Annotated in this window: 19 protein-coding genes; 15 read left to right on the plus strand and 4 right to left on the minus strand. The window is 63.4% G+C overall.

What is annotated here, in order from left to right; genetic code table 11:
• Position 1: 1 nt before the first annotated feature.
• From NWF24_RS06330 to NWF24_RS06380, 11 genes are all read left to right on the plus strand, one after another.
• A complete protein-coding gene (locus tag NWF24_RS06330) occupies positions 2 to 1,507 on the plus strand; it encodes an efflux transporter outer membrane subunit (protein ID WP_258353446.1) in 1,506 nt (501 codons plus the stop codon).
• Between the two features lie 4 nt (positions 1,508 to 1,511).
• On the plus strand, positions 1,512 to 2,738 hold the full coding sequence (locus NWF24_RS06335; RefSeq protein WP_258353447.1) for an efflux RND transporter periplasmic adaptor subunit: 1,227 nt from the start codon (positions 1,512 to 1,514) through the stop codon (positions 2,736 to 2,738).
• Positions 2,735 to 5,905: an efflux RND transporter permease subunit gene (locus NWF24_RS06340; RefSeq protein ID WP_258353448.1), complete on the plus strand. Its 3,171-nt coding sequence runs from the start codon at positions 2,735 to 2,737 to the stop codon at positions 5,903 to 5,905. Before NWF24_RS06335 ends, NWF24_RS06340 begins: the two co-directional genes overlap by 4 nt.
• A 51-nt stretch (positions 5,906 to 5,956) precedes the next feature.
• Complete coding sequence (locus NWF24_RS06345; protein WP_258353449.1) at positions 5,957 to 6,679, plus strand: heavy metal response regulator transcription factor; 723 nt, start codon at positions 5,957 to 5,959, stop codon at positions 6,677 to 6,679.
• Positions 6,676 to 8,076, plus strand: a complete 1,401-nt coding sequence (locus NWF24_RS06350; RefSeq protein WP_258353450.1) for a heavy metal sensor histidine kinase — start codon at positions 6,676 to 6,678, stop codon at positions 8,074 to 8,076. The genes NWF24_RS06345 and NWF24_RS06350 overlap by 4 nt, the downstream gene beginning before the upstream one ends.
• Positions 8,077 to 8,204: 128 nt before the next feature.
• Positions 8,205 to 9,131: a VTT domain-containing protein gene (locus NWF24_RS06355; RefSeq protein WP_258353451.1), complete on the plus strand. Its 927-nt coding sequence runs from the start codon at positions 8,205 to 8,207 to the stop codon at positions 9,129 to 9,131.
• Positions 9,132 to 9,230: 99 nt separating this feature from the next.
• Positions 9,231 to 10,460, plus strand: coding sequence for an MFS transporter (locus NWF24_RS06360; RefSeq protein ID WP_258353452.1), 1,230 nt, complete (start codon positions 9,231 to 9,233; stop codon positions 10,458 to 10,460).
• Positions 10,461 to 10,504: 44 nt separating this feature from the next.
• Complete coding sequence (locus NWF24_RS06365) at positions 10,505 to 11,491, plus strand: hypothetical protein (protein WP_258353453.1); 987 nt, start codon at positions 10,505 to 10,507, stop codon at positions 11,489 to 11,491.
• A gap of 59 nt (positions 11,492 to 11,550) precedes the next feature.
• Positions 11,551 to 12,942: a cache domain-containing protein gene (locus NWF24_RS06370; RefSeq protein WP_258353454.1), complete on the plus strand. Its 1,392-nt coding sequence runs from the start codon at positions 11,551 to 11,553 to the stop codon at positions 12,940 to 12,942.
• The gene (locus NWF24_RS06375; RefSeq protein ID WP_258353455.1) at positions 12,939 to 13,580 is read left to right on the plus strand and encodes a response regulator transcription factor; all 642 of its coding nucleotides are present in this window, start codon (positions 12,939 to 12,941) and stop codon (positions 13,578 to 13,580) included. The genes NWF24_RS06370 and NWF24_RS06375 overlap by 4 nt, the downstream gene beginning before the upstream one ends.
• 342 nt (positions 13,581 to 13,922) lie before the next feature.
• Positions 13,923 to 14,171, plus strand: a complete 249-nt coding sequence (locus tag NWF24_RS06380) for a hypothetical protein (protein ID WP_258353456.1) — start codon at positions 13,923 to 13,925, stop codon at positions 14,169 to 14,171.
• 71 nt (positions 14,172 to 14,242) lie between these two features.
• Here the strand turns inward: NWF24_RS06380 and NWF24_RS06385 are convergent, their stop codons facing one another.
• From NWF24_RS06385 to NWF24_RS06395, 4 genes are all read right to left on the minus strand, one after another.
• A complete protein-coding gene (locus NWF24_RS06385; protein WP_258353457.1) occupies positions 14,243 to 17,356 on the minus strand; it encodes an AAA family ATPase in 3,114 nt (1,037 codons plus the stop codon).
• Between the two features lie 14 nt (positions 17,357 to 17,370).
• On the minus strand, positions 17,371 to 19,155 hold the full coding sequence (locus NWF24_RS06390; RefSeq protein ID WP_258353458.1) for a hypothetical protein: 1,785 nt from the start codon (positions 19,153 to 19,155) through the stop codon (positions 17,371 to 17,373).
• 184 nt (positions 19,156 to 19,339) lie between these two features.
• Positions 19,340 to 19,465 (minus strand): YHYH domain-containing protein, encoded by a 126-nt coding sequence (locus NWF24_RS34260; protein ID WP_375338441.1) that lies wholly within the window; start codon positions 19,463 to 19,465, stop codon positions 19,340 to 19,342.
• A 240-nt stretch (positions 19,466 to 19,705) separates the two neighbouring features.
• Entirely contained in the window at positions 19,706 to 20,920 is a 1,215-nt protein-coding gene (locus tag NWF24_RS06395) for a DUF4236 domain-containing protein (protein ID WP_258353459.1), read from the minus strand.
• Between the two features lie 220 nt (positions 20,921 to 21,140).
• Between NWF24_RS06395 and NWF24_RS06400 the strand changes: the two genes are divergently transcribed.
• The 4 genes from NWF24_RS06400 to NWF24_RS06415 all read left to right on the plus strand — a co-directional run bounded on the left by NWF24_RS06400 (position 21,141) and on the right by NWF24_RS06415 (position 23,406).
• On the plus strand, positions 21,141 to 21,764 hold the full coding sequence (locus NWF24_RS06400; protein ID WP_258353460.1) for a class I SAM-dependent methyltransferase: 624 nt from the start codon (positions 21,141 to 21,143) through the stop codon (positions 21,762 to 21,764).
• Between the two features lie 299 nt (positions 21,765 to 22,063).
• Entirely contained in the window at positions 22,064 to 22,543 is a 480-nt protein-coding gene (locus NWF24_RS06405) for a type VI secretion system amidase effector protein Tae4 (RefSeq protein WP_258353461.1), read from the plus strand.
• Positions 22,540 to 22,785: a hypothetical protein gene (locus NWF24_RS06410; protein WP_093058076.1), complete on the plus strand. Its 246-nt coding sequence runs from the start codon at positions 22,540 to 22,542 to the stop codon at positions 22,783 to 22,785. The genes NWF24_RS06405 and NWF24_RS06410 overlap by 4 nt, the downstream gene beginning before the upstream one ends.
• Positions 22,786 to 23,025: 240 nt before the next feature.
• Positions 23,026 to 23,406 carry a hypothetical protein gene (locus tag NWF24_RS06415; protein ID WP_258353462.1) on the plus strand — a complete coding sequence of 127 codons (381 nt, stop codon included), beginning with the start codon at positions 23,026 to 23,028 and terminating at the stop codon, positions 23,404 to 23,406.
• The last annotated feature ends 19 nt before the right edge of the window (positions 23,407 to 23,425 follow it).

Raw genomic sequence — 23,425 nt, forward strand, 5'->3', positions numbered from 1 at the left:
CATGGTTCTTCCCGACGTACCTCCTCTCTCGCGCGCGGTCCTCGCGCTGGCCGTCATGGTCCTCGCAGGCTGCGCTGTCGGCCCCGACTACGTCCGCCCGCAGATGGACGTGCCGGTCGCCTACAAGGAAACCGGCGGCCCCTGGAAAACCGCTGCCCCGCAGACCATCGACGCCAACCACCCCTGGTGGGATGCCTACGGCGACAGCACCCTCAGCGCGCTGATCGTGCAGGCCAACACGGCCAACCAGAACATCCGCGTCGCCGAGGCCCAGTACCGCGAGGCGCAGGCCATCACAGCGGCGGCGCGCGCCAACTTCTTCCCGACCGTCGGCATCAACGCCGGTGCCACCCGTGCGCAGTCGAACAGCACCGGCACCGTCAAGCTAGGCACTACCGACACCCTCGGCCTCGCTGCAAGCTGGGAGCCCGACATCTGGGGCGCGGTGCGCCGCTCGGTCGAGGCCGGCAGCGCGAGCGAGCAGGCCAGCGCCGACGACCTCGCAGGCGCGCGGCTCAGCATTCAGACCACGCTCGCGCAAGACTATTTGCAGATCCGCGTGATCGACCTGCAGCGCGACCTGTACGCCAGTACCACCACCGCCTATGCCAAGGCGCTCGAACTCACGCAGCACCAGTACGCGGCCGGCACCGTGCTGCGCTCCGATGTGGCACTGGCTGAGAGCCAGCTCAAGACGGCGCAGGCCCAGGCCGTGGACCTCGACGCCCAGCGCGCCCTGCTCGAACACGCCATCGCGGTGCTGACGGGGCAGGCGCCTGCGTCGTTCTCGCTGCCGCCGCTCGAATCGGCGTCGCAGGCGCCCACGGCCGAAACATTTTCTTCAGCCGCTGCATTGCGCGTGCAGCTCCCGGTCACGCCCACGGGCCTGCCTTCTGAATTGCTCGAACGCCGTCCCGACATCGCCGGCGCCGAGCGCCGCGTGCAGGCGGCCAACGCCAACATCGGCGTGGCCAAGGCCGCGTACTTCCCGCAGATCGTGCTCAGCGCCAGCGGCGGCTTCAGCGCTGCCAGCCTGTCCACGCTCTTCAACACGCCCAGTCGCGTGTGGTCGCTCGGCGCGGCGCTGGCGCAGACCGTGTTCGACGGCGGCTTGCGCAAGGCGCACACCGACCAGGCCGTGGCTACCTACGACGCCTCGGTCGCGCAATACAAGCAGACCGTGCTCGGCGGCTTCCAGCAGGTCGAAGACAACCTTGCCACCCTGCGCGTGCTCGACAGCGAATCCGCCCTGCAGGCCGATGCGGTGCGCGCCGCGCAACTCGCCGAGCGGCTGGCCCTGAGCCAGTACCGCGCCGGCACTGCCACCTATCTCAGCGTGGTGACGGCGCAGACGCTCTCGCTCACCAACCAGCGCACCGCCGCGCAGGTGCTCGGCCGCCAGCTGGCCGCCAGCGTCTCGCTGATCGCGGCCACGGGCGGCGGCTGGAATGCCGCCGACGCTGTTGCCGCCGCTGCAGATGCCGCACAAAAGACTTCCGGAAATTGACGCCATGACGACGACCGCAGACACCACCACAACGCACCCCCTGTTCCAACGCCGCTCCACCTGGCTCGCGGCCGCCACGCTCGTGGTCGTGCTGGGCGGCGGCGCCTGGGCGCTCACCCACCAGGCCGCCAACGCAGCCAAGCCTGATACGCCCAAGACTCCGCCGGTGCAGGTGACCACCGCACGCGTCACGCCGCAGACCGTGCAGGTCTACCGCTCGGGCATCGGCACCGTCGCCTCGATGGCCACCGTTACCGTCAAGGCGCGCATCGACGGCCAGCTCGACAAGGTCGGTTTTGTCGAAGGGCAGGACGTGAAGGCCGGTCAGCTGCTCGCGCAGCTCGATCCGCGCACGCTGCAGGCCCAGCTCGCGCAGGCGCAGGCCACCAGGGCCAAGGACCAGGCCACGCTCGTCAATGCGCGCGCCGACCTCAAGCGCTACACCACGCTGCTCTCGCAAGACGCCGCCACGCAGCAGCAGGTCGATACGCAGAAGGCTCTCGTCAACCAGCTCGAAGCCACCGTGCAGAACGACGCCGCGCAGGTGCAATACGCCGAGGTGCAGCTGAGCTTCACGCGCATCTCGTCGCCCATGAACGGCCGCGTCGGCGCGCGGCTGGTGGACCCGGGCAACATCGTTCACGCGACCGATACCAGCGGCCTCGTCGTCATCAACCAGATCGACCCCATTGCCGTGCAGTTCACGCTGCCTGAAGACGCGGTGCAGGACATCAACCGCGTGCAGCAGCAAAGCGCGCAGCCGCTCTCCGTGGTGGCCTTTGATCGCAGTGGCGCGCAGATGCTGGGCACCGGCAAGCTGATCTTGCTGAACAACCAGATCGACACCACCAGCGGCACCGTGCAGCTCAAGGGCAGCTTCGCCAACCCGCAGCACACGCTGTGGCCCGGCCAGTACGTCAACGTGCGGCTGCAGCTCGACCGCCGGCCTGATTCGCTCACCGTGCCCGCAGCGGCAGTGCAGCGCGGACAGGACAACACCTACGTCTGGGTGGTCGACGCCGAGAACAAGGCCGAGAACGTGCCCGTGCACGTCGTGCAGATCGCCGACGGCACGGCAGTGATCGACAAGGGCCTGACGGCCGGCCAGCGCGTGGTGGTCGACGGCCAGTACAAGCTCAAGCCCGGCGTCACCATCGTCGAGCCACCGCCCGCTGCCAAGAGTGCAGATGGCAAAGATGGCAAGAAGGTCGCCAGCGGGAGCAGCAATTGAGCATCTCCGCCGCATTCATCAAGCGCCCCATCGGCACTACGCTGCTGGCGCTGGCCATCCTGCTGGTCGGTGCGGCGGTGTTTCCGCTGCTGCCGGTGGCGCCGCTGCCGCAGGTCGACTTTCCGACCATCCAGGTTTCGGCCAACCTGCCGGGCGCCAGTCCCGAGACCATGGCCTCCAACGTCGCACAGCCGCTGGAGCGGCAGTTCTCGCTGATCGCGGGGCTGTCGCAGATGACGTCCACCAGCGGCCTGGGCTCCACGCAGATCACGCTGCAGTTCGATCTCGACCGCAGCATCGACGCCGCCGCGCTCGACGTGCAGGCGGCCATCAACGCATCCACCGGCCAGCTGCCCGCCAACCTGCCGAGCCCGCCCACCTTCCGCAAGGTGAACCCGGCCGACGCGCCCATCCTGATTCTTTCGGTGCAGTCGAAGACGCTGCCGCTCACCGAGGTGAACGACTACGCCGACAACATCCTCGCGCAGCAGATCTCGCAGATCTCCGGCGTGGGCCTGGTCAACATCGGCGGCGTGCAGAAGCCGGCCGTGCGCATCCAGGTCGACCCGGCCAAGCTCGCCGCGCTGGGCCTGAGCCTGGAAGACGTGCGCACCGTGCTTGCCTCGGCCACCGTCAATGCGCCCAAGGGCACCATCGACGGGCCCAACCAGAGCTTTACCGTCTACACCAACGACCAGCTGCTGAAGGCGCAGCCATGGAACGACGTGGTGCTGGCCTACCGCAACGGCGCGCCCATTCGCGTGCGCGACCTGGGCGTGGCGGTCGATGGCCCCGAGAACGCCAAGATCGCCGGCTGGGCCTACGCAGGTGCCGCCGCGCCCGAGGGCAGCAACGTGCAGAACGGCCGCTCCATCGTGCTCGCCATCACCAAGCAGCCCGGCGCCAACGTCATCGAAACGGTAGACCGCATCAACGCCGCGCTGCCGCGGCTGAAGGCGTCGATTCCGCCCACGGTGGACGTCAACGCCATCATCGACCGCACGCAGACCATTCGCGCCTCGGTGAAAGACGTGGAGTTCACGCTGCTGCTGACCATCGCGCTCGTGGTGGCTGTGATCTTCGTGTTCCTGCGCAATGTGCCGGCCACGCTCATTCCCAGCGTGACCGTGCCGCTCGCGCTGCTGGGCACGGTGGCCGTGATGTACCTGCTGGGCTACAGCCTCGACAACCTCTCGCTCATGGCGCTGACCATCGCGGTCGGCTTCGTGGTGGACGACGCCATCGTGATGCTCGAGAACATCTACCGCTACGTCGAAGAGGGCATGTCGGCCGTCGAGGCCGCCTACAAGGGCGCGAGCGAAATCGGCTTCACCATCATCTCGATCTCGGTGTCGCTGGTGGCGGTGTTCATTCCGCTGCTGCTCATGGGCGGCATCGTGGGGCGCCTCTTCCGCGAGTTCGCGGTGACGGTCACGCTCACCATCGTGGTGAGCGTGGTCATCTCGCTCACGCTCACGCCCATGCTGTGCTCGCGCTTTTTGAAGAACGAGCACGGCAACAAGCACGGGCGCCTGTACCAGCTGTTCGAGCGCGGCTTCGACGCCATGCTCAACGGCTACAAGCGCGGGCTGCACGTGGTGCTCGATCACCAGTTCATCACGCTGATGGTGTTCATTGCCACGGTGGCCGCCACCGGCGTGCTGTTCGCGATCATCCCGAAAGGTTTCTTCCCGCAGCAGGACACCGGCTTCATCTCGGGCTTTGCCGAATCGGCTCAAGACGCATCCTTCGCGTCGATGAACGCCCGCATGCTCGAGCTGGCCGACGTGGTGCGCAAGGACCCTGACGTAACCGGCTTCGGCATGAACGGCAGCTCGTCCACCTACAACACCGGCAACTTCTTCATCAGCCTCAAGCCGAAGGACGAAGGCCGCACCGCCACCGCCGACGAGATCATCACGCGCCTGCGCCCGCAGCTCGCCAAGGTGCAGGGCGTGAACCTGTTCCTGCAGGCCGGGCAAGATATTCGCGTGGGCGGACGCGCCTCGCGCACGCAGTACCAATACACGGTGACCGACGCGAACCTCGACGAGCTCAACACCTGGGCGCCCCAGTTGCTCGCGCGCTTCAAGCAACTGCCCGAAATTACCGACCTGGCCTCCGACCAGCAGAACGCCGCGGCTTCCGCCGTGCTCACCATCGACCGCGACCGCGCGTCGAGCTTCGGCATTTCTCCGGCCACCATCGACGCCACGCTGTACGACGCCATCGGCCAGCGCCAGGTGGCGCAGTACTTCACGCAGCTCAACAGCTACCACGTGGTGCTGGAGGTAACGCCCGAGCTGCAGCAGGACCCGGCGCTGTTCAGCAAGCTGTACCTCAACTCGCCGCTCACCGGCCAGCAGGTGCCGCTGTCGAGCTTCGTGAAGGTGGACACCAGCAAGACGGCCTACCTGTCGATCAGCCACCAGGGGCAGTTCCCGGCGGTGACCATCTCGTTCAACCTCGCGCCGGGCCATGCGCTGGGCGATGCGGTGAACGCCATCAACAAGGCGCAGGCCGAGATGGGGCTGCCGCAGTCGCTCACCGGTTCGTTCCAGGGAACGGCGCAGGCCTTTCAAGATTCGCTGGCCTCGCAGCCTTACCTGATCGCGGCTGCGCTGGTGGCGGTGTACATCGTGCTGGGCCTGCTGTACGAGAGCTACATCCACCCGCTCACCATTCTGTCGACGCTGCCCTCGGCCGGCGTGGGAGCCTTGCTGATACTGATGGCGGGCGGCTACGACCTGAGCGTGATCGCGCTGATCGGCATCATCCTGCTGATCGGCATCGTGAAGAAAAACGGCATCATGATGATCGACTTTGCGCTCAAGGCCGAGCGCGAGCAGGGCATGTCGCCGCACGACGCCATCTACCAGGCCTGCCTGCTGCGCTTCCGCCCGATCATGATGACCACCATGTGCGCGCTGCTCTCGGGCCTGCCGCTGATGCTGGGCCACGGTTCGGGCTCCGAGCTGCGCCGGCCGCTGGGCTACGCGATGGTCGGCGGGCTGATACTCTCGCAGGCACTCACCCTGTTCACCACCCCGGTGGTCTACCTGTACCTCGACCGTGCCCACTACTGGTACATGAACCGCAAGGAAGCGCGCAAGGCCCGCAAGGCAGCGAAGGAAGGCAAGGCCCCGGTGCCGGCCGAGGCGCACTGATGAGCACCGGCTGACACCACGGACAGGGACGGAGACAGAGACAAAAAAGCCATGAAGATCCTGATAGTCGAAGACGAGCTGAGAACCGCGGACTACCTCTCCAAGGGGTTGACCGAGCAGGGCTGCGCCGTCGACATGGCGCACAACGGCATCGACGGCCAGCACCTGGCGCTCACACACGACTACGACGTGATCGTGCTCGACGTGATGCTGCCGGGGCAGGACGGCTTCTCGGTGCTGCGCGCGCTGCGTGCCGTGAAGCAGACGCCGGTCATCATGCTCACCGCGCGCGACAGCGTGGAAGACCGCATCAAGGGCCTGCACGAAGGCGCGGACGACTACCTCGTCAAGCCCTTTTCGTTTCTTGAACTGCTGGCGCGGCTGCAGGCGCTGAACCGGCGTGGCCGCAAGCAGGAGCCGATGCAGCTGCGCATTGCCGACCTGCAGATCGACCTGCTCGCGCGCAAGGCTTCTCGTGGCAGTGGTGGTGGCAGCACGCGCATCGACCTCACGGCCAAGGAGTTTGCGCTGCTCGCCGTGCTGGCAAGGCGCCAGGGCGAAATTTTGTCGAAGACCGCCATCGCCGAGCTGGTGTGGGACATGAACTTCGACAGCAACACCAACGTGGTCGAGGTGGCCATCAAGCGGCTGCGCGACAAGATCGACGTGCCCTTCAGCCCCAAGCTGCTGCACACCATCCGCGGCATGGGCTACGTGATGGAAGTGCGCGACGGCGACAGCAACACCGCCGAGGGGGAGGGCGCGGCACCGTGAAGCGCTCGATCACCGCGCGGCTGGTCATCATGTTCGCCGCGGCGGCGCTCGCGACCTTTGCGCTGACCGGCTTCGCGCTGCACAGGGTGCTGATTCGCGAGCTTGACCGGCACCAGTACGAAGAGCTCGACACCACGCTCAAGAGCCTGCAGTTCTGGATCAAGGCCATCGACACCCCCGAGCGCTGGACCCGCGTGCAGGCGCGCATGGACGCGCTCACGCCGGAGGACGGCAGCGTGCGCTTCTGGGTGCTCAGCGACGATCCGCGCTTCCAGTACGGCAAGGGCCTGGCCGAAATCGACGGCCTCACGCGCGAGGCCAACGGCCACACCAGCAGCGTCGTGCTGCCGGGGCAGGAGAGGCCGTTTCGCACGCTGTCCGTGCACATCGAGCCCCACGCGCAGCGGCCGGCCGTGCGGCTGATCGTCGGGCGCAACACCGAGCCCTATGCGCGCACGCGCCAGACCTTTCTGACCGCGCTGGCCGCGCTCGGGCTGGGGTCGGCGCTGGTGGTGGCCATTGCCGGCTACTGGATCGCGCGCGTGGGCCTGCGGCCGCTGGAGCGGCTTTCGGCCGAGGCGCAGGCGCTGCGGCCCAAGACCTTGTCGCAGCGGCTGCAGTCGGGGGGAGCCCTGCCGGTCGAGCTCTCGGCGCTGGCCGAGGCCTTCAACGGCGCACTGAACCGGCTCGAAGAAGCCTACGGCCAGCTCGAATCGTTCAACGCCGACGTGGCGCACGAACTGCGCACTCCGCTGGCCAACCTCATCGGCAGTACGCAGGTAGCGCTGTCGCGCCAGCGCAGCGCGGGCGAGTTTCAAGAAGTGCTGCAGGCCAACCTCGAAGACCTGGAGCGGGTGCGCTCCATCGTCAACGACATGCTGTTCCTCGCGCGCGCCGACCGCGGCGAAGTGGCGACCGGGCTGGTGCTCACGCCGGTGGCGCAGGAAGTGCGCAAGACCATCGAGTTCTTCGAGTTCGTGCTCGACGAGACGCGTGCGCAGGTCGCCATCGAGGGCGACGTGCTGGCCGAGGCACGGCTTGAAAGCGCGCTGTTTCGCCGCGCCATGTCGAACCTGCTGCAGAACGCCATCGAGCATTCGAAGCCCGGCGCGCAGATTGCCGTGACGCTGCGCGAAGAGGCCGTCTCGACGTGGATCACCGTGTCGAACCCCGGCGAGCCCATCGACGAGCAGCACTTGCAGCACCTGTTCGACCGGTTCTACCGCGTCGATGCCGCGCGCAACGACGGCGGCGAGCACCACGGCCACGGGCTGGGGCTGGCCATCGTGAAGGCGGTGGCGAGCATGCACGGAGGCCAGGTGAGCGCATCGAGCGAAGGCGGCCTGAACACCTTTGGTTTCAGCGTGGCGCGCCCCCCTGAAAAACTCGCTGGCTGAAGCCACCTGCCAATGGCCTGTGCCCAGTACGTTCTTGGGCCATGCCCGAGAATCGCGGTTCGCATGAACCGCACGCAACCACCGCAAATTCTTCCGGCATCCGGACAAGGGCAGCCATGGCGCAGCTGATGTCCTTGCTTGTGCAGAACGCGATCCTGGTGGTGTTTGCCGCCAGTTTTGCTGCACGCCTCGGACTGCCCGTGCCGGCGGCTGCGGTGCTGGTGGTGACGGGCGCGCTGCTGGCGGCGGGCGATGTCTCGGTGCCCGGCGTGGTGGCGGCTGCGGTCGTCGCCAACCTGCTGGGCGACGGTGCGTGGTTCTATGCCGGGCGGCGCTTCGGCTATCGTTTCATGCGCCTGCTGTGCCGCATCTCGCTGTCGCCCGACACCTGCGTGCGGCGCGGCGAATCGCTCATTACCGACTGGGGTGGCATGTCGCTCGTGGCCGCCAAGTTCGTGCCGGGCGTGTCGGTGGTGGCGCCGCCCATGGCGGGGGCGCTGGGCATGTCGGTGCGGCGCTTCATCGGCTTCGACATTGGCGCAGCGCTGGTCTGGACGGGCCTCTTCCTGGGGCTGGGCTGGGTGTTCCGCAACCAGATCCAGGAAGTGCTGGCCGTCATGGCGCAGGCCGGCGGCATTGCCACGGCCGCGCTGGCGGTGCTGTTGCTGGTGATCCTTGCGGTGCGCTACTGGCGCCGGCGGGCCTTCATGCGGCTCACGGGCATGCCGCGCATCTCGGTGGAAGAGTTGCACGAACTGCTGAGCGGGGAAGAGCCGCCGCTGGTGATCGACGTGCGCGGCCAGGCCGGCATGCAGGTCGACCCGCGCCGTATTCCGGGCGCAGAGGCGTACACGCTCAAGGCGCTGCAGCAGCGCAGCCTCGACCTGTCGCATGCCTCCGGGCGCGTCGTGGTGCTGTACTGCAACTGCCCCAACGAGGTGTCGGCCGCGCAGGCTGCACGCGTGCTGCTGGCGCGCGGTGCGCGGCGGGCCCTGCCGCTGACCGGTGGGCTCGACGCATGGGTGGCCTCGGGCCGGCCCACCAGCGTGGACTGACCTCGCGCCTGCAGAAATCGGCCCTGCGTGCTAAGGTGCCCGGGCTTCGGGTTAACCCCTAAGCCCACCCCCCTTCGCAACTGGCAACCGGGACTCCTCGTGTCTTCTTCCGCTCCCACAGCCTCTCCGGCCGCTTCGACCGCAACAGGCCTCACGCCCGCGCTCACGCTGGTCTTCGCCATCGCCTGCGGCCTGTGCGTGGCCAACATCTACTACGCCCAGCCGCTGATCGGCCCCATCTCCGACACGCTGCAGCTGCACGCCGGGCTGGCCGGCCTGATCATGACGCTCACCCAGCTCGGCTACGGCGCCGGCCTTCTGCTGCTGGTGCCGCTGGCCGACGTGGTCGAGAACCGCAGGCTCATCGTCGGCGCGCTGTTCGGCGCGGTCGTCGGGCTGGTGGGCATTGCGCTCTCGGACTCGGCCGTTACCTTCCTGGCTGCCTCCTTCGTGGTTGGCACATGCGCGGTTGCGGCGCAGGTGCTGTTGCCCTTCGCCTCGCACCTCGCGCCGGAGGCCACGCGCGGCAAGGTGGTCGGCAACATCATGGCCGGGCTGCTGGGCGGGATCATGCTGGCGCGGCCCTTTGCCAGCGTGGTGGCATCGGCGCTGGGCTGGCGCGCGGTGTTCTGGCTGTCGGCCGTGCTGATGGCCACCCTCATCGCCGTGCTGTGGCGCGTGCTGCCGCAGCGGCAGCCGCATGCCTCGGTGGGCTACGCGCGCACCATGGCGTCGCTCCCCGGTATCGTGTGGAACACGCCGCTGCTGCGCCGGCGCGGCTTCTACCAGGGAATGATGTTCTCCGGCTTCCAGGCCTTCTGGACGGCCGTGCCGCTGGCGCTGGTGCATGAGTTCGGCATGGGGCAGCGCGGCATTGCGCTGTTCGCGCTGGCCGGTGCTGCCGGCGCGCTGATGGCACCGCTGGCGGGCCGGCTGGCCGACAGGGGGTTGACGCGGCCCGCCACAGGAGCCGCCATCGTCGTCGCACTGCTTTCCTTCGTGCTCGGCGCAATCGCTATGCACTACCACTCGCTGGCCGGGCTGGTCGCGGCGGGCATCCTGCTCGACGGGGCGGTGCAGCTGTGCCAGGTGCTCAACTTCCGCAGCCTGTTCATGCTGGCGCCCGAGCTGCGCGGCCGGCTCAACGGGCTGTTCATGACCTTCATCTTCATCTGCGCGGCGGTGGCCTCGGGCATTGCGGCGGCGGTGTATGCCTTCCACGGATGGAGCGGCCTGTGCCTGCTGGGCGGCGGCTATGTGCTGCTGGCGCTGCTCTACTACGCGACCGAGTTCCGCCAGCAACCTTCGGCCGTGGCCGTCGGCAGGTAGCAGACGCAAACGACCGTAGACTCGTTCGCTTTGCGTTGCATTCAATGAGCTCGCCGATTTTTTCGCGGTCCATTCAGGTAACCCAAACCGACGCGAGCGGTATCTGGCCCATCTTGCTGCTTTGCACGGCGTACTCCGTATTGATCGTCGGTGCGGCGTCGTGGGCTATCGACCCGGATGCGAAGGGGTGGTACATCGCGCTTGGCATGGTGATCATGCTTGCGTTCATCGCGCTGTGGCTGGTGGGCCTGGTGTTCGTCGTGCGTGCATGGATCTGGGTCGAGACGCATTGGCTGCAATCGGCCAAAGGCCAGGCAAAGCCGTTCAACGAATGCACCCACGTCGACATCGGCGAAGGCGGTTTCTCCGTGCAAGGGCTTGGCCATGTCGATTGGATCGATGTGCTGACCCTCGAAGGGATTCCCGACAGCGACAACTATCTGATCGTTCACACACGACCATTCAGGAAGCTGATGCTGACGGCACCTGTCGATGAACTGGCGCCGGTCATCAACCACTATCTCGCGCAGAGAAGCAGCGTCAAGGCAACGCGAACGGGCACTCTGCAAAGCCGCGCCATGGTTTTTTGCTGGCGATGCTTTCTCGCCTGGATCTGGGCGGGGTATGCGTTGGCTGGCGCCGCAGGCATCGCGTTGCTCCTCAACGTGTCAGATGCAGGATTCATGAAAACCATGGTGGGCCTCTGCGTGCTCATGCCACTGATCGCGTGGCTGGTCTGGGCCATTCCTGTCTCGCAGATCAGCACCTTTTCGCATTCGCGAGTGCGAGCCTTCGAACTCGACGGTACGCGGCTGCGCAGCATCGACGGTGCTTGGCAATTCGACCTGCTGCGAGCGCGCGTCAGCCGTCGCCGTGCGAGCGGTATCGGCTACGAATTCACTTTCCTGACCATTCGCCCGGAGTCGGGAAAGAGGCTCGATCTGATACTGGAAGGCGGGCCCGATCAGGAGGCGTTGCTGGACGCCTTGAGCGATCGAGGCTTGCTGCCTGCGATGAACCCGCAAGGCTGAACGCCCGGGCCCCACGGGGGAGCCAGGGCGAAAGTGCTCAGTGGTAGCCTTGCCACCCGATGAATCTCCGCACCAAGATCGTTGCGCTGGCCGTTGCACCTTTGCTCATCGCACTGGTGCTGGTGGCCCTCGCGGTGCGCCACCAGGAGCATGACCTCGCCCAGCGCGAGCGAGCCCTCATCGAGCGCAGCTACATGGACCAGCGCCGCAGCGAGCTGCGCAGCTATGTCGAACTGGCCGTGAGCAACCTGCTGCCGCTGTACGAGTCAGGCCAGGACGACGAAGCCACCCGCAACGAGGCGCTGCGCCGCCTGGCCTCGCTCAACTACGGCGACGACGGCTACTTCTTCGTGTACGACCTGGAGGGCAACTCCCTCATGCACTCGCGCCAGCCCGAGCTGGTTGGCCAGAACCTGTGGGAGCTGCGCGACTCGCGCGGCCGCTACACCATTCAGGAGCTGATAAAGGGCGCGAAAGAAAACGGCGGCGGCTACGTCGAATACGAATGGCGCAAGCCGTCGAGCGCGCAGATGGCGCCCAAGCTCGGCTACGTGACCGCCATGCCGCGCTGGAACTGGATGGTCGGCACCGGCCTGTACCTCGACGACATCCAGTCGACCATGGACACCCTCGACCGGCAGATGAACGCCAACGTTACCGCCACCCTGCTGTGGATTGCCGGCATTGCCGCGCTGTGCCTCGGCGTGGTCAGCGCCGCCGGCCTGCTGCTGAACCTTAGCGAGCACCGCACCGCGGAAGCCAAGCTGCGCCTGCTCGCGCGGCGCGTGGTGCAGTCGCAGGAAGAAGAGCGCGGCCACCTCGCACGCGAACTGCACGACGGCACCAGCCAGACGCTGGTGTCGGCCAAGCTGCTGATCGAATCGGCAGTCGAATCGCTCGACCGCCAGCGTCAGCCCACGCCGCCCGCGCTGGCCAAGGCACTGCAGCGGCTCAACGATTCGCTGATTGAAGTGCGCCGCATATCGCACCGGCTGCGCCCCGCCTTGCTCGACACCCTGGGCCTGCCCGCCGCGCTGGAGCGGCTGGTCGACGAGTTCAGGGAAGAGGGCGGCGTCGACGCGTCGATGATGATGGGCGGCGAATCATTCGAGCTGCAGCCCGAAGTGAAGACCGCGCTCTTCCGCCTGACGCAAGAGGCGCTGACCAACGTGCGCAAGCACGCGAATGCACAGCACGTGAACATTGCGCTGCACTTCGACGAAGAAGAAGGCGTGCGGCTCGAGGTGAGCGACGACGGCACCGGCTTCGACATACAGGCCGTGCAACTCGACCCCCGGCGCGGCATTGGCCTGCGCAACATGCGCGAGCGCATGGAAGCCATTGGCGGGCGGCTCATCATGTGCAGCAACGCCGGGCGCACATCCATCGAGGCCGAAGTGCCGACCCGCAGCGCAAGGGCTGCCGAAGAAGCGCCCGCATCCATCACATGACGACGACCAAGACCATCAGGCTTTTTCTTGTCGACGACCATCCGCTGGTGCGCGACGGCCTGCGCGCCCGGCTCGGCTCCATGCCCAACCTGGAGATCGTCGGCGAGGCCGGCAGCGCGGCCGAAGCGCTCGCACTGGTAGACAGCGTGCAACCCGACCTCATGCTGATGGACGTCGGCATGAAGGACATGAACGGCATCGAGCTTGCGGCCCTGCTGCTGCAACGCCAGCCCGCAACGCACATCGTGATGCTCAGCATGTACGACAACCCCGAGTACGTGCAGAAGGCCCTGCAAGTGGGCGCGCGCGGCTACGTGCTGAAAGACGCGCCCGCGGCCGAGATAGTCGCGGCCATCGAGGCCGTGTCGGCAGGCGGCACCTTCTTGAGCCCGGCCGTGTCGAAGAAGCTGTTTCGCACGCAGGAGCCGCGGCCGCTGCTAACGCCGCGCGAAAGCGAGATTCTTTCGGCGCTGGGGCGAGGCGAGTCGAGCAAGCAGATTGCCCGCGACCTGGGGCTGAGCGTGCGCACGGTGGAGGCGCATCGGCAGAGCATCAAGCGGCGGCTGGGCATCGAGGGGCAGGCGGAACTCATCAAGTACGCGGTGGAGCATGCGCGGGAGTTTGGGCAGCGCTCGTGAGCTTCAGCGACTGACTGTCAGAGCTTTGTGTATTGGCGCTGCGGCACAGCGAATACCTGAGCTATTCGAGAAATTCTCGGCAGAAGTTTCTTCCTGCGCCGAGCTGGTTTTCTCTACAGTGAATGCCCCTGTGATTGAACGACGCGCTATGTGGGTGAGGAAGGCGGCATACACAACCAACACCAACAACCGGATGAATGAATGAACCGCTTCGCTTCACGGCGGGCTATCGGTGCGACGCGCATCGATGCGAACGTGAGGCACAAAAGGCGACGGCCAAGGTGTTCGCGCACCTTGACCGTCTAACCAAATGACGTGCGAACTTTAGAAAGGGCACACCAAGTGGCTGAACGAATTATGGCCGGGCCTGCAAGGCCGGCATCTGCGGACGCGACCACCACGGCACGGGATCCGTCTGATCTTCTTGAGAACAAGCTGGAGCAGTTGAACTCACTGCTGTGGTGCTTCTACGGCGCCGGGGATGGATGGTTCCAGGACGCAGGAGAGGCGCATCGGGAGAATCTGCTTTGGATTGCTTCTGATTTGGCGCGGGAGGCGGTGGAGTTGTTTCAGGAGAGTGGGGGTGGGTGACGGGGCTCGGTGCTAGATGCTTTGTCGGGTGGGCGTCGAGCTGTTTTTTTGCAGCGCGAATAGTGCACTCTTCAGGGCTCGGCCTTGGCAAGCGGCAGCGAGATGCGCTTGAATCGCTCTCCGCCAAGAAACTCGAACTTTCTTTGAAAAAGTGCAGCGAGGCGGATGTCTGCGGTTGCGAAGAAGACCTGCTTTTCGCCACGCAGCGCAACCTCTCGCAGGTAGTCCAAGAAGGACAGTGTGTTCAGGTCGTCAATATGCGCCACCGGATCGTCTATCAAGATGACGGGTGGCGCCGACTTCGCGCTGTCGTTCAGCGCCAGGAAGATCGAGAGAGCCAGTGCCGCGCGTTGCCCGGTACTCACTTGATTGATGGCATGGATCTTGTGAGTCGTTCGATTGACGATGAGCGCGTCACTGCTGAAATCACCCAGCGAATATTCTTGGGGTGAGTGAATTTGCGCAAAGATGCTGCTGACCCTCTCTCGGATTGAATCGAAGGCTTCCTTCGTGGCCTCCTCAAGTGAGTGCTGTTCTACCAATTTGGTCAACGTCTCGCTGGCCCTCAAGAGATTCCCTCGCTTCTTCGTGTCCCCTACAAGCAACTCACTTGCCGTCGCGAGTTCGCGGCTGCGTTGATCCAGATTGTTCCGAGCCTGACTGTCCGCCTGAACCGCGTGCCGGGCCTTGTCAAAGGCCAATATGGTTGACTCAACAGCAGCACCGACCTCGTCGAAGCTCGCCGTTGGAGCAAGTGCCAACGCCGTGACGACATTCACTGCATATTGCAAGGCTGCTTCGGTCAGCCTTAGCGTTCTTTCCAGCATTGAAAGTTGAGGAACAGTGCCAGCTGAGACGGCGGCGCCCAGGGCGACGTTGAGCAGGTCATCAATCTGCTTCGCCAATGCCTGAGCGTTGGCCTTGCATTCCGTGGCTTTCGCCACGGCCTCGGTCGCCTTTCCCCCGAGGTTGGCCAGGAAGCCCACGATTTCTGACTGGCTATTGACATCGACGCCGGATGGAAGCGTCGGTGCAATGCTCTCGTCGCGAAGTCGCTCCCAACCCTCGGTCTGAAGTCCTTGTGCCTGCAGATTCCGGAGCAAGCCCTGACGAATCTGAACCTCGCCCGCCGCCGCGGTTAGATCCGCGGCCGCCACCCCGGCACTTTCAAGTAAAGAGCCGCAGGACGTGTTGAACGGGATCTGAGACACCGTTGCAAACCTTGCGAGCGCGGCAATCGTCGTCATGTCTTGGAGGCATCGGGCCGACTGCTCCCGCGCGATTTGCAGGTTCCGCCTAAAGCTCTCGGTCGCCCCAGCCTCCTGCGATGCAACAAGTTCGTCTAGCCGCAAGGACAGATCGGACGGGACGTGGTCGGTCTTGCAAACCGGGCACCGTGAGAGTTCGCCACTTCGCTCAATGTAACTAACAGCTGCGTCGTGGAGGTCTCGCCGAAGCGCTTGTAGTGACTGACCCAGCTGCGTCGACTGAGCCAGCGCAACCTGCGCCTGCTTCTCGTGCTCCTGCGAGCTAAGGAGGCGCTCTGAGGCGATCTCCTGAGCATCGCCAACTCCCACCGCAACGTAGTCTGCAGCCAAAGGTGGGAGCGACTCGCCAGGCCAGTCGCGCAACACCCGACGAAGCTGAGCGACTCGACTATTTGAGAGCTGCAGGTTCCCAGCGATTTCGGGAACACCAGCCTCGAGCAAACGGATCCAGCGTTCCAGCAGAGCCTTCTGCACTTCGTTCGCCTCAACGAACTTGAGCTCGTCTGCCTCGCGCTTCAACAGGACGTCACGCTCTCCCTGGAGCTTTTTGACCGTGTCTAGCGCCTCCTGCATGCGGCGAATGCGTCCCTCAATGATTTCGGTCGTGAGCGGGGTCTCGACGACTGCCGATTGAAGGCGACCAATGTCTTGACGCAATGTCTCAAGCTTGACCCTGTCAATCTCATCGAGGCCGCCGTCGACAGTGACTGGCCACGCCGGTGCGAGGTTGCGAAGGCTCTCCCGATAGGCCGTCACCAAGTTGGTCGCCTCAGAAGGCGTCGACTTCAAACGCTCCACCTCGGCCTGAAGCAATGTCATCGACTGTTGCTGCTGGGGCAACCGTTCGGTCAATGTCTTGATCCGGCCTTTCAGCTCTTCGTGCAGCTTGGAGAGGTATTCCCAGAGACCAGACGTTTCCGAGCCGACCAAGAGCTTGTCCAGATCCTCCCGGATGTCCTCCGGCTTCTCCGCTGTCGACAGGCGAAACGCTGCATCTGTGTCCAAGAAGTTGAAACGCGTGAAGGCTTCGCTTAGAGCCGTCGCCTGGAAATCTGCGCGGCCGTACCACTTGTTGTTTCTGGCCTTCAACACAGCAGGCGTGGCTTCTGCCGAGATTTCAACAAGCGTGCCATCTCCGTTTTCGAACTTGCCCTTGACACCAGACACCAATGCGCTGCTATCGCGTCGAATCCGACCACAGTAGAGGGCCTCAACCGCTTCAAGCAATGACGTCTTACCGGTTCCGTTTGACCCAACAATCAAATTAACGTCGCCGAGTGAGAATTCGAGCCCATCGCTCGCCGGCCTGAAGGACTTAATCGAAACGATTCGAAGCATTCCCCGACCGAGCGGGTCGCGAACAGCACGAGGTGCAGCTCGCGTAGGCAACGCTGCAAAGGCGTCACCATCCGCAATCTTGTCCAGAGTCGTCCTGCGTGGCGGTTGTCCCAGCAGCAGGGCAAGGGACCCCTCCGTCAAGAGGTTTGCCCAAACTTGATCCACGCCGCCCAGCGGCGGCGCAGCGGTGCTCTCGTTTGCTGCCGGCTCACCCAGACGCAGCGCTAGATCGTCCGGCGCGATGACGAACTTGCGAGCGAAATGTCTGTCGCCCTCGATGCGGCTCTTGGCGCTCACGTATCTTTCGTTCCCAGTCGAATTTGGGCCTGCGACGAAGTACATGTAGCTGTTCCATCGCAAATCACCTTCAGAGTTGAAGAACTCGGACCCCAAAAGGTTTTCCTGGAACGACGTCAAGTCATCTGACCGCTGGACAATCTCGTCCGAGAGATCGAAGTAGGCCACGGCATAGGGCCTGCCTTTGTGGCGGCGCTCGGCGCGCAACACTCCACTACCAAGCTCCGTTACGTGCTCAAGACGCCTGGAGATGACGCTGCGGATGTCCTCGACGGTTGTCATGTGCGTCTCGATACTTAGTCGGTGTCCGTACTCAAAATGTCGCGTTCGTCTTCGAGCGCGTCGTCGTATCGCGTAAGGCCAGGCAGCCTCGCGAACGCTAACACCCCATATTGCCTGTACAGGAGGCAAAGCCGCTTTTGGTTGTCGCCGCCCTGCCGGCGCAGCAGATCGATGAGCTTCGACGCCGCGTTCTCAAGGTCGCGATCACGCGGGTTGTCACCCAGGTAACAAACAAGCGCAGGCCTTTCTGAATCACCGTGGACGTTGAACGGCCGACTCGCCGCGTCCCACTCAATTCTTGATGCCCTAGCCACGCCCTGAATCTGAGCAGGCCACTCGTCGCGACGGTTCAGTTCATGTCGCAACTGAGCGACGGCCTGCAACCTCCGGTGTCGGAATTCCGCGGGCTTGTCGCCGGTGTCTTGCACGACGGTCATGCGTTGTACCAGCTCGTCGGTATCGATCTGAAACGAGTCGATCCTCGAAAGCTGTCGCCACTCGTCGCCGCCAGCGATGGCTCCTGCGGACAGTGCCAGCAACCGTTCGACGTCCAGCGGGCTCTGCGCGCCATGGCCCGGCAAGGCAGCAGCCGCATCGGCATTGGCTGCCATCAGCTCGTTAAAGCCAGCGCTTGGCTGGCTGGCCTGAGCGACCCACGACGCAGTGCCCGCGTTCCACTCGTAGCGAGACGTTCCTGACGGCCCATTCTTGTTGGCCAATACGGCCGCCCCCCTGGTCATCACCTTGGGAACGCGACACTCGAACACCGCTTCGTCGTAATCGAACACGAGCGCGTGACGCCGCTCTTTCATGTACGTGTAATAGAGCCCGTTCTCATGATTCGGAAGCACAACGGCGTCTGCTTGCGCACAAGAGTCCTTAGGTAGATACCAGGTTGAGCCGCCAACCGCAGGCCAAGCGTGCGTCTTACCCGCGTCATCGTGCTGGACAATCGTTCGTGCCCAGTTGAGGCAGAGGATGTGACACTCAGAGGCCCGCGCGTCAAGCCTGAACGCCTCAGCGCGATACTTGCGGTATGTGTCGTTTCTCGGAGCAGGATTCAGCTGGATGTGAATGACAGTAGAACGATCAACGAGATCCGCGACTTTTGCATCGTCTACCGCCAAGGCGTCAGAGCAGATGAGTGTCACAAGACTGAGCGTCCCACATCTACCGCGCAAGCGATATACCGTCGTCCCGCGCCTGAGCACTGCCTCTTCTAGGAACAGGTCGTCTCTCGACGGACATGTCTTGAACTGCACAAGGACGACGATGCAGTCCTGGCCATTTGAGCGCTTCGAACTGAACACCAACGCAACGGGGTCCAGCAAATGTCGATCGGTCGCCAGTTGTTCCAGCGGCTCGTAGATGACCTCGCAATTGGCTGGAGCCTCTGCCTTGAAGCGAGCCAGCTCTTCCCCGCGGATGCTCTCGCACCCCAGAACCCAAAGGCTGCCAAGCTGCGGCGTGAGACCGGTATCCATGAGCTCCTTCAACGCAGCCCACGGAGTGAAGTATTCAGGCGCGATCGCCATATGTGCACCGCGGTCAAGTGCCAAGCGCGCGAACGCCAAAGCTTTAGCAGCGCTGATACTTTGATCCAGCGCACCGATTCGACCTACGCCGCCCAGAATCGGTCCACTTGGTTGAAGCAGCAACGACGTGTAGCTGGCCTCCGTCGGCTTAAGCACTTCGAGCTCAGGCGATTCGATGCCTAAGCCGTTTAGTACCTCACGTGCCTCTTGTATCCGCATGCTAACCATCTCCCCGGCTTCGGCGCCGACTGAAGCAGCTTCCATATTGTGTTGACTGTAGTCTTGCGTGGCCTACAAGTCAGCAAATGCGCGCCCGTCGCAACGCACGACGCGCGGCGGGGCGAGAGCCTAACAACCTCTGTAAAAACGTAAACTCCCAGCCTCACCCGACGTGCCCTGGGAACCGTCCCTGGCTGCCCGGCGACCGCTTGGAGTTCTTAGGGGCTCGTTAGTGGCAGTGAGAGCCCCCATTCTTGTTGTCGCGATGACAGCCGTTCTTGTCAGTACCTCCCGAGTGCGCAAGTGCTCCACAACTTAAGCAAAGCGCAGCGATCAGTATTGCAACCTTCTTCATGACATCTCCTCGTTCCAATGAGCGCTGGAGTGTGTACCCCCGCTTCTGTTGTCGGGCAGGGGTTTACGAGCGTTCTCCCATGAACATGGGATGAGCGCAAGGCATCGAGCATCGAATGTGACGATTATTGGTAGCTGGGGCCGTTGAATTGAAAGTTAGATTCAGGCCGGTTGCGGACGCTCGGTACGTCCAGACGAATTGGCACTATCGCTGCAATGCGCACCCCGAAGCTCTTCGGCGCTACGCCGCAGGTGGTTCGAACGGCTCAATGGCCTTAAAGATCCCTGTCTTGCTCATCGTCCGCCGCATCTCGAACTGAGCAAGCGCTTCGACCACGTCGATAGCCTGCAGGTACGCAAAGTCGATGCGCGACCATTCGTCTCGGGTCGCATTCACAGAGAGCAAGTATTCGTCGGCAATCTGGCCGGTGGCTGCGCTGCGCCTTTGCGTGTAGCCCGACAGAATCACCCTCTGCACCAGGGGCAGGGCCGCGAAGGTCTCGCCGATCAGGAGAAAGGCCACACCATGCACATGCGCGGCGTACATCCGTTGCACCTTTGTAGGTGAAAGATCCTTGACAGACAAGCGCATGCCGCGCTGCGGCACTGAGGCTGTGCGTGTGGGCATGTCCTCGATCTCGGGTAGGTCCACATCCAAACAGGCAAACCGCCCTTCGTCCAGCAGATCAAACGTCACGTTGGTCTCCCTGGGCCATTCGACAGCCTGAAGGGCCATCTCCAGATAGGAATCCATAGCCGCCTTGTCACGGTAGATGCCGACTTCTACCAACTGGCGCTGCTGCTCTGCCTCGACTGCAAACAGTTGCTTGGCACCTTGCCAGTCCAGAAGCGTTCGCTTGTGTTCGACTAGCGCTTCCGCGTTGGCCTCCGCCACGCGCCGACGCCGACCTGGCAATGCATGCTCCCACCACTTGGCCCGGAGCGGAACGGGCAGGGCAGGTTGCGGTTGCGGGTAGTCGCGGGCCTCGAACGTGGGCTTCTTGTGCGGGCTTGGTGTTTTCTCGTGAAGGCGCTCCAAGGCTTCCACCTGCTCATTGATTTTCGAGCAGCACTCTTCAAGGAGATCACGAATTTGTCCTTTGGCTTGGAGCTTGGCCAAGGCCATTTGTTGCTCGCTAGCCGGTGCACCAGTCATATCGGTGAACGTCACTTCGCCATCATCGGACACGGACACCCGCAGCGAGACGGTCTGCTGCTGCGTCTGAGTTGTTGCAGCCATTCGGGCCGGCTGAGCCCGGGAGGTGGCGCTGCTGCCCGACAGTCGGGTTCGAGAAGAAAAGCCAGTACCGGAGATCCCGGTGTTCAAGAACGTGCCGCGCTTTCCGATGCCGATGGAGGCTCCGCGCGGTCCGAGCGTCCAGCTGGTACCGTTGCCCGAAAGATTCATCCGGATGCCGGGCGCGAGCTTGATTGACTTACGAAACCGTAGGGCCATGGCACTGCCGCCTAATTTTGTGGAGCCGCGATTCGTGCACGCGGTAAGCAGAGCGAAGGGTACAAGATCCAGCCTCGCTGGGAGTGGACGCTTGCGGTTATTCGCATCTATCGAGCCGAGAGGCCGCTAGCGCAGCACGGCAGACATCGTCGACGGACCGGCAAGCATTCGATAACCTTAGCCCAGTGGTTTCAAGCCTTTTCATCCAGGTACTACCCGAATGTCCGACCTTCTTTACAGCCCTGCCGCCGACCGCAACAAGCAGCCCATCCTCGATGCATTGACCGGCATCCTTGGTGAACGCGGGACCGCCCTAGAGATCGCATCTGGCACAGGCCAACACGCCGCCTGGTTCGCAGCAGCAATGCCCCAATGGATCTGGCAACCCACCGACGCGGATGCCCGCATGCTCCCCGCACTCGCAAGCCGAGTCGCAGAAGCCGCGCTACCCAATCTCCGCCCACCACTCCCACTCGATGTGATGGCCCCTCAATGGCCATCGCAGGGCCCCGCGTTCACTCAAGAAGAAAAGTTCGACGCGATCTACTGCGCCAACATGCTGCACATCGCGCCTTGGGCCACATGCGCCGCCCTGATGCAAGGGGCCGCGCGGCATCTGCTTCCTGGCGGGTTGCTCATCACGTACGGGCCTTACTTCGAAGATGAAGTCCCAACGGCGCCGAGCAACCTGGCGTTCGACGAAGACTTGCGCGCCCGAAATCCCGCATGGGGCATTCGTCGTCTGGAGGACGTGGCAGCAGAGGCGCACCGATCAGGCCTCGCGTTGCGCGAGCGGCATGCGATGCCCGCGAACAACTTGCTGTTGGTCTTCGGCCTCCAGTGAATACAGCGTACCGGTGTCTCCAAGGTGCAGCCTGGAACGCCGCCGAGTGGTTGTGCCTGGAGCACGCGCGTATGGCATTGAGCCTTTATTTCTTGGCTAAAGCATGGTGATACAGAGGGAGAGGGGTTGAGCTCTGTGCGACGATGCCCCCGAAGTTCCACTTGCAATTTTTCCGCAAGAGGGAGTAATTTCTAGGCCGTTTCAGCTTCACCGTCATTCCTTGGAGATAGGCTAGCCTGCCAAGCTGAAGTCCTTGCCTTGCAAGGCTTCGAGATCCAAATAATCACCAGGGAGAATTAATGCCTACGTTCGCAACGCTTTGGGCCAATCATCCAAAAATCAAAGGTGACGATACCTTGTTGGATGAAAAGGTCTATACAGACCAATGCGCGATCGATGTCGGTGCAGCCTTTATTCGATCAGCTATGGACATGAGGTCCTTCAAAGGGGTCTATTCATGGCAAAAGGACAAGCCCAGGTATCCGATACGAGCACAGGAGCTCGCAAACTGGCTTGATTCCCCGGCAGCAGGGTTGATGCATCGAACTGAAAAGTACTTGGGCAAGGAAGGGTTCGAAAAGATTGCCGGCCGCACAGGGATCATCTTCATCCAGAACTACTGGGGAGAGGGCAGGCAGGGCGACCACATTGATCTATGGAACGGTTCCCGCTTGACGAAATTCTCTTCCTGGTTTCGTATTCATTGGCACTTTTCGGTCGAAGGATGGGCAACCGATATGAGGAAGGCAGAAGCCATCTGGTTCTGGTACGTGCCATGAACGTAGTTCTTCGGATTCTCTTCATCGCCGGCGGCGCACTGCTGCTTGGATTCCTTTCGAACGTCATCTTGGTCGGCATCGGTCATTGGTATGAAATGAAGGTGGCACGCAGTGAGTACGACCTCTCCGATGCCTTCATGATTGCCGTGTTCGTGCAGGCACTTTGTGTTGTTGCCGGCGGATTGATTGGCAACTGGCTGTACCGGCGGTGGCGCAACAAGAAAGTCCCGAAAACCGACTGATGAAGAGAAGAAGTTCGACGCGATCTGCTGCGCCAACATGCTGCACGTCGCGCCTTGGGCCGCATGCGCCGTCTGGAGAGCGGGACGACAGAGGCACGCCGATCAGGCCTCGCGTTGCGCGAGTGGCATGTGATGCCCGCGAACAACTTGCTGCTGGTCTTCGGCTTCCAGTGAATGAAGCGGACGTGCCATGAACGTAGTTCTTCGAGTTCTTTTCGCGAAGATTCTCTTGGAGTACGTGTGATCAAGATGAACGTACAAGAACAAAACGCCTTGGTCGAAGATGCGATCCGTCGAGAAGCCATGCACTGGCGGCAGAACGCGCTCCCCGAAGCGCTCAAGGTCACTGGCCTTGAGCGAGGTGTTCAGTGGGAGAAATCCATCGTTGTTGATCTGGATATCGACTTCCCCGGAATGCCGAAGCTGTTCGGCTTGCTGCTCACGCAAGACGAGAGGTTCGTGGACTTCGAGATCGACACCGACACGACTTATGGGGTCGTTGAATCGGTGGAAATCTGGGAAGACGTGACGGCGATTCAGAACACGAACCCGCGCAACCGCGGAATTGGTGCGGGGCGTGGAGCGATCGCAATCAAGGTGCTTCGGGCACTCAACAGTTGAAAGTCAGACTCCTCGCAAC

The sequence above is a fragment of the Variovorax paradoxus genome (assembly GCF_024734665.1).
Classification (GTDB): Bacteria; Pseudomonadota; Gammaproteobacteria; order Burkholderiales; family Burkholderiaceae_C; genus Variovorax.